Origin of the sequence: Thiocystis violacea (genome assembly GCF_016583575.1) — a bacterium.
GTDB classification, from domain to species: Bacteria; Pseudomonadota; Gammaproteobacteria; order Chromatiales; family Chromatiaceae; genus Thiocystis; species Thiocystis violacea.
Genome location: NZ_NRRG01000099.1, coordinates 1 through 7,220, shown reverse-complemented (window position 1 = coordinate 7,220; position 7,220 = coordinate 1). Strand labels below are relative to the sequence as shown.

The following is a 7,220-nucleotide window of genomic DNA, read 5'->3' as shown; positions in this document are numbered from 1 at the left end:
AGTCTTATAAGGTTCAAGTTCGTCAAAGATTGGCCGAAGGACTTCCCATTCTTCATCGGAAAGGTCGCTCGGATATCTCAAAGGCCATTTTTCCAGGTCTGAAGTCATCATAATCCGCGAATTAGAATCCGTATTTTGTATAGATTTGGCGGATTTTATGGTGCCAGGCTCTTTGAAATCAAGGGTTTAGTTTTTAGACATCCTCTTATGTTTCAAACCTCGTCTGCGGCCACCGTTGCGGTTCGCTGGGCCTAGCGACGGAAGAGCCAGAGCAGTAGCGTGGAGAGGGCGTACATGAGGGCGAATTCCCGCGCGGCGTTCAGTCCGAAGTGATTATGTATGCCGCTCTCGACCAGTCGATAGGCGTGGATGACGCCGGCTTTCTGAGATCGGATCTGGTCGCGTAGAAGGCATTCCAGGGGGCGAAATCCTTAAGAAGGTTTAGGAAAGTTTTACTCAACAACCACCAGCTAATGCGGTGGTTGTTGAGTCAGCATCTCGCCCTTATTCAGCGCCTCAGCGGCCCTTGCCGGCTCCGGCCGGTGCGTTCGCGGTCTTGGCGTCGAGGTCTTCGTTCAAGGCCCTGAAACCTCCCTTGACGATGAAGACCCGGTCGAAGCCGATATGGCGCAGCGCCGTACCGGCGGCGACGGCTCTTGCCCCGGATTGGCAGAGCACGACCAGGGGTCTATCCGCCGGTAGGCGCGCGAGATTCTCGGCGGTGAACAGCTCGTTCATGGGGATGATCAGACTGCCCGGCAGGGTCGGCGCGAAGATCATGGTTTCGGCGGGCGTTCTGATGTCGAGCAGGACCATCGGCTCGCCCGCCTGGATCTTTTCGACCAGGGCCGGGGCCTCCATGAGATGAAGCGCCTTGCCGGCCTGAGCGCCGACCGCCGGACTGAACAGCCGTTCATAGCTTGCCGCCAGGTCGGCGTCATAGGACCAGGCGTTGCCGGATGCGACCGAGAACGCCAGAAGGATCGATAGACCGAGATAACGACCAATCATTTCGCACCTCCCGATGGATTGTCCGCTGTCTCAATAAGGATATCGGCAATCGATGAAATTCCAGGCCAGGCCTGACCCTGGCTTGACCTGGCTCATTCAGGTTTTGAATCGAGCGTGATCGTCGATCCCGGATGATCAATTTTCATGGAAAACCGACAGGGATTCCCCGGAAGGCGAAGGTCCGCACCCCGCGCGCGTCCAGCCACTCGTTGAGCCGGTTGACCACCTCGCCCTTGCCGGCCGCCTCGACGCCCGAGACCAGGACGATCACCGGGACCTTGGACTCCTTGAGGACGCGCTGGGACCGCCAGGAGTTGGATGCGCAGTTCCTCCTGCGGCTTCTTGTCGTCTTCCTTGCCGACCGAGCGACCGACCTTCATTGCCTCGAACGTGCGTCATCTCCTCGTCGGAACGGGGTCGTGGCGCTGTCTAGCCAGGATCGGTCGGGGAGGGCGCCGGCTCATGGGCGCTTGGCGAAAGTTCCTTCTCGAAAGCGCCTGACCCGATCGTTCCGCGGGGCGCGGCCGGATGGGCCGCCGTTCTAGATTAAAGTAGGTAGAGCACGCATCAGGTATCTTTTCAGCTCCGATGTTTACACTAATCGAACCGCTTTCGCCAAGGCACGGGCACGGGGGTGCGGATCGCGCGTTTCGCCCCGATTTCAATGTCCGGAAGACCAATCAATGGGAGTAAAGCTTCGATGACCCAGGAAATCCGTATCGGCGTCGGCGGCATGAGTTGCGCGTCCTGCGTGACGCGGGTGGAGCGCGTGATCGCCGGGCGGCCCGGCGTGGAGTCGGCCACGGTGAATCTGGCGGCCGGCACGGCGATCGTGCGCTTCGACCAGGCGGTGATCCCGGATCTGCTGGAGGCGGTGCGCGGTGCCGGCTATGAGCCGCTGGTCGAGTCCGTCACGATCGGCGTGGGCGGCATGAGCTGTGCCTCCTGCGTCGGGCGGGTGGAGCGCGCCATCCAGGCGTTGCCGGGCGTGATCGAGGCGAGGGTCAACCTGAGCACGGAATCCGCGAGCGTGGATTATCTGCCCGCCACGCTGAGTCGCGAGCGCATCGCCCAGACGATCCGCGCGGCCGGGTACGAGCCCTCGGAGCCGGAAGCGGCGGCGGAGACCGATGAGGTCCGCAAGCAACGTGAACTCGGCCAACTCAAGCGCGATCTGGGTTTCGCCGCCGCCCTGACCCTGCCGCTGATGCTCGTCAGCATGGGTTCGATGCTCGTACCGGCGCTCCAGGCCCTCATGACCGGACTGGCGCCGATGGCGTTCTGGCACTGGCTCGAACTGGCGCTTGCCACTCCGGTCCTGTTCTGGGCCGGGCGGCGCTTTTTCGCGCGTGGCCTGACCGAGCTGCGACATTTCGGCCCCGGCATGGACAGCCTGGTGATGCTCGGCAGCGGTGCGGCTTATCTCTACTCGCTGCTGGCGCTCACCTGGCCCGGACTCTTTCCCGCCGGAACGGCCAACCTCTATTTCGAGGCCGCCGCCGTCATCGTGACCCTGATCCTGCTCGGACGTTATCTGGAGGCGGTCGCCAAGGGCCGGACCTCGCGGGCGATCCGGCGTCTGGTCAAGCTGCGGCCCAAGACCGCCCGTCTGCTGGGCGCGGACGGCGAGACCGAGATTCCCGCCGACGCGGTCGTGCCCGGCGACATCCTGCTGGTGCGACCGGGCGAGCGCCTGCCGGTCGACGGGCTCCTGACCGAGGGCGGCAGCTTCGTCGACGAGTCCATGATCAGCGGCGAACCGGCGCCGGTGCGCAAGCGTCCCGGAGACGAGGTCATCGGCGGCACACTCAACCAGACCGGCGCCTTCCGTTATCGCGCGACCCGCGTGGGGGCGGAGACGGTGCTGGCGCGGATCATCCAGTTGGTCGAGGACGCCCAGTCCGGCAAGCCGCCGATCCAGCGCTTGGCCGACCGCATCGCCTCGGTCTTCGTGCCGCTGGTCATGGCCGTCGCGCTCCTGACCTTCGGGGTCTGGCTCTGGCTGGGTCCGGAGCCGGCCCTGAGCCGGGCCTTCGTCGCCGCGGTCAGCGTCCTGCTGATCGCCTGTCCCTGCGCCATGGGGCTGGCGACGCCGACCGCTATCCTGGTCGCCACCGGACGCGGCGCGGCCCTGGGGATCCTGTTCCGCAATGGTGCCGCGCTGGAGACCCTGGCACGGGTCGACACCATCGTTCTCGACAAGACCGGAACCCTTACCGAGGGCCATCCCGCGCTGACCGAACTGAGCGCCCATGGCGTCGATGAGTCGGCCGCGCTGGCGCTGGCGGCGGCCGTCGAGCGTCACAGCGAGCATCCGATCGGGGCCGCCATCGTCGCGGCGGCCAAGGCGCGCGGATTGGTGCTCGCCGAGGCTACGGAGATCGAGGCGGTGCCCGGATTCGGTATCCGGGCGCGGGTCGAGGGACAGGTGATCGCCATCGGCACGCGGCGCTGGATGGCGCGTCTGGGGGTGTCATTGGAGGCGGCGGCGGGGACGGTCGAGCGTCTCGGCGCGGAGGGCCAGACACCCATCCATGTCGCGGCCGATGGTCGGTTGATCGCGGTGCTGGCGGTCACGGATCCGATCAAGCCGAGCGGCCCGGAGGCGATCGCGCGCCTCGGCGCGCTTGGGCTGGAGGTCGCGATGCTGACGGGCGATGGTCAGCGTAGCGCCGAGGCGGTGGCGCGGCGGGTCGGCATCGCGCGCGTCCTGGCCGAGGTGCTCCCGGCCGACAAGGCGGCCGAGGTCAAGCGCTTGCAGGCCGAGGGTCGTCGGGTGGCCTTCGTCGGCGACGGCATCAACGACGCCCCGGCACTGGCCCAGGCCGATGTCGGGATCGCCATCGGCACCGGCACCGACATCGCGGTGGAGGCCGGCGAGGTGATCCTGATGCAGGGCGATCCGCGCGGCGCGGCCAATGCCGTGGCGCTGGCGCGGCGGACCTTGCGCATCATCCGACTCAACTTTTTCTGGGCCTATGCTTACAACGTCGCCCTCATCCCGCTCGCCGCCGGCGTCTTCTATCCCTTCAGCGGCTGGCAGCTCAGCCCGATGCTCGCCGCCGGCGCCATGAGCCTGTCGAGCCTCTTCGTGATCACCAACAGCCTGCGTTTGCGGCGGTTCAGCCCACTTCCCGGCGATCCCATGAGCGATCCCATGAGCGATCACGGAGACCGGGCCGCATGACGACCGTCATCCTCGCCGAGAAACCCAGCGTCGCCCGCGACATCGCGCGGGTGCTCGGCGCCGGTCGCAAGGGCGAGGGGTTCCTGGAGGGCAACGGCTATCGCGTGACCTGGGCGCTGGGTCATCTGGTCCATTTCGCCGAGCCGGACGAGTATGGGGAGGATTGGGCCGGGCGCTGGTCGGCGGGGCCTCTGCCGATGATCCCCGAGCGCTGGAAGCTGCGCATCGCCGAACGGACCGCCAAGCAATTCAAACTGGTCAAGGCGTTGATCACCGCCCCCGAGACCGAGCGACTCATTTGCGCGACGGACGCCGGACGCGAGGGCGAGCACATCTTCCGGCTCATCTACGAGCACGCCCGCTGCAAAAAGCCGTTCGAGCGTCTCTGGATCTCCAGCCTGACCGACGAGGCGATCCGCGATGGTTTCCGCGCCCTCAAGCCGGGGCAAGCCTTCGATCCCCTGGCCGATGCCGCGCGCGCCCGCGCCCAGGCGGACTGGCTGGTCGGCATGAATCTGACCCGCGCCTACACGGTGCACAACCGGGTGCTCTGCACCATCGGCCGGGTCCAGACCCCGACCCTGGCCATGATCGTCGCGCGCGACGCCGAGATCGCCGGCTTCACCAAGGCGTTCTTCTATGAGCTGGTCGCGCATCTGGCCGAGGGCTTCGACGCCCTCTATCTCCAGGACGGCGTGACCCGTATCGACAGCAAGGAAACGGCCGAGCGTCTGCACCGCGCGCTCAGCCCGCACCGGATCGGAACGGTCATCAAGGTCGACCGGAAGATCCGCCACAACCGCCCGCCGCCCCTCTATGACCTGACCAATCTGCAACGCGACGCCAATCGCCGCTTCGGTTTCACCGCCGCTCAGGTGCTGGAGCACGCCCAGTCGCTCTACGAGACCCACAAACTCATCAGTTATCCCCGCACCGAGAGCCGCCATCTCTCCGAGGATATGCTGCCGCGGCTTCCGGCGATCCTGAGCACCCTGGAGCATCCGCTCGCCGCCGAGGCCCTGCGGCGGCTGAACAACGGACACCGGTTGAGCAAGGCCTATGTCGATCGCACCAAGCTCACCGATCATCACGCCATCCTGCCCACCGGCAAGGTGCCGTCCGCCGATCTGCCGACGCCACTGCGGCGCATCCACGAGCTGGTCGTGACGCGCTTCGTGGCGATCTTCCTGCCCGATCAGCGGGTCGAGGAGACGCGCGTCGAGATCGCCATCGGCGACGCCACCTTCCTGGCGCGCGGCTCGCTGGTCCTGGATCCGGGCTGGAAGCGGGTCGAGCCGGAGCGTCGTCAGGCCCAGGGCGCCGGGGCCACGCCGGAAGACCAGGACGGCCAGCCGCAAGGCCCGTTGCCGCCGCTGGAGCCTGGCCAGATCGTCCATGTGGACAGTCTGGAGGTGCGCGAGAAGGAGACTCAGCCGCCGCGTCCCTACGATGACTCCAGCCTGCTGGCCGCCATGAAGAACGCCGGACGCGCGATCGAGGACGATGCCCTGGCCTCGGCGATAGCGGCCTCGGGTCTCGGCACGCCGGCCACCCGTGCCGAGATCATCGAGAAGCTGATCCGCACCGGCTATCTGGAGCGACAGCGCAAGCAGATCCGCGCCACCGCCAAGGCCCAGGCGCTGATCGGCCTGGTCGCCGCGCCCCTGCGCAGTCCCGAGCTGACGGCCGAGTGGGAGCAGCGGCTGAAGGAGGTCGAGCTTGGCGAGCGCCTGGCCGAGGATTTCTATCGCGACATCGTCGGCTTCCTGCGCGAGCTGATTCCCCGGATCGCCCAGGGTCCGGCCCTGAGTCCCGAACAGGTCGACGCGGCGCGCGAGCGCGAGCCTGGACGCAAGGGCGGGAAGACCGAAACGACCCGGCGCGCCAACAGCCCCAAGGCCGCGGGGCAGGGCGCCTGTCCGGTCTGTAAGCAGGGCGAGATTACCGAGAATACCAAGGCGTTCGGTTGCAGCCGTTATCGCGACGGCTGCGGTTTCACCATCTGGAAAACGGTCGCGGGGTTCACGCTGACCAAGACACAGGTGCGCCAGCTCATCGATCAGGGTCACACCGACCCCATCGACGGCTTCCAATCCAAGGCCGGCAAGCCCTTCTCCGCCGCGCTGCGACTCGACCCAGCCGGCAAGGTGAAGCTGGACTTCGACGCGAAAGGGACGCCCCCATCCCTGGAGCCTCTCCGCTCCGAGCCCGACGCGATTCCATCCCCGTTCAAGGCGCCCACCCTGCGCGAGGATCCGCCAGGCTGTCCCAAATGTGGTCAGGGTCGCATCATCGAGGGACGCCGGGGCTTTGGCTGCGACCGCTATCGGGAAGGCTGCGATTTCGTGGTCTGGAAGGTGATCGACAACCTGTCGCTCACCGAAGGTCAGATCCGCGCCCTGATCGAGCACGGCCGCGCCGGGCCGATCGACACGGGCCAGGACGCGGATGGTGAGCGCAACGGACCGTACCTGCGGCTCGACGAGCAGTGGCGAACCTTGATCGAGCCGGCGAATGAATCCGCTGGCCGGCTCTCCGTGGATTGAGAAACCCCTGACGTTCTAATTGAATCCGCCGATTGGCATCGAATGATTCCCGATGCCACTCTCCAACAAGCATTTCCTTGGAAAGTTTGTCTATTCTTTTCGACCTCTCTTGCTAGGCTTCATTTCAAGACAAAACTTAATACGATAGGAGGTGATGCGACGACCAAGCATCTCGCTGGCTAGAGGCTTCCGATGCCTTGCCTGTCATGTAGGTTGTGATGTTTCGCTGGTAATCATTAGGGGTAATCCAATGACGCGCGAATATGATCATGGCTTTCCATGGGGTAGATGTCTAGCGATTGTTGCACTGGCACTGCTTATCGGCTCGGTGCCAGGTCGGGTCGGAGCCGAATGGCACTAAGATAAGTCTCTCGATTTTTAAAAACAAACAGTTACAACCGCTGATGCGGTTTGCGGAATCGGTGTCCTCAGCGCTGTTTCTTCGGGTGGCCATGGTTACGGACCTCTTCCTGTGC

The 7,220-nt window shown here is 65.3% G+C and carries 3 protein-coding genes and 1 pseudogene; 2 read left to right on the top strand and 2 right to left on the bottom strand.

Annotated features, from left to right (window positions below; all coding sequences use genetic code 11):
• Positions 1-516: 516 nt before the first annotated feature.
• Positions 517-1,011: a rhodanese-like domain-containing protein gene (locus tag CKO27_RS22995; protein ID WP_200377248.1), complete on the bottom strand. Its 495-nt coding sequence runs from the start codon at positions 1,009-1,011 to the stop codon at positions 517-519.
• Between the two features lie 169 nt (positions 1,012-1,180).
• Positions 1,181-1,391: pseudogene (locus CKO27_RS22990) on the bottom strand (polyphosphate:AMP phosphotransferase); the annotation flags it as partial.
• Between the two features lie 320 nt (positions 1,392-1,711).
• On the opposite strand from CKO27_RS22990, the gene CKO27_RS22985 reads away from it, so the two are divergent.
• Positions 1,712-4,198: a heavy metal translocating P-type ATPase gene (locus tag CKO27_RS22985; protein WP_200377247.1), complete on the top strand. Its 2,487-nt coding sequence runs from the start codon at positions 1,712-1,714 to the stop codon at positions 4,196-4,198.
• Positions 4,195-6,744: a type IA DNA topoisomerase gene (locus CKO27_RS22980; protein ID WP_200377246.1), complete on the top strand. Its 2,550-nt coding sequence runs from the start codon at positions 4,195-4,197 to the stop codon at positions 6,742-6,744. Before CKO27_RS22985 ends, CKO27_RS22980 begins: the two co-directional genes overlap by 4 nt.
• Positions 6,745-7,220: the final 476 nt, after the last annotated feature.

Coding starts and splice junctions, on each gene's coding strand:
- CKO27_RS22985 (WP_200377247.1), top strand. CDS start 1,712: ATGACCCAGGAAATCCGTATCGGCGTCGGCGGCATGAGTTGCGCGTCC.
- CKO27_RS22995 (WP_200377248.1), bottom strand. CDS start 1,011: ATGATTGGTCGTTATCTCGGTCTATCGATCCTTCTGGCGTTCTCGGTC.
- CKO27_RS22980 (WP_200377246.1), top strand. CDS start 4,195: ATGACGACCGTCATCCTCGCCGAGAAACCCAGCGTCGCCCGCGACATC.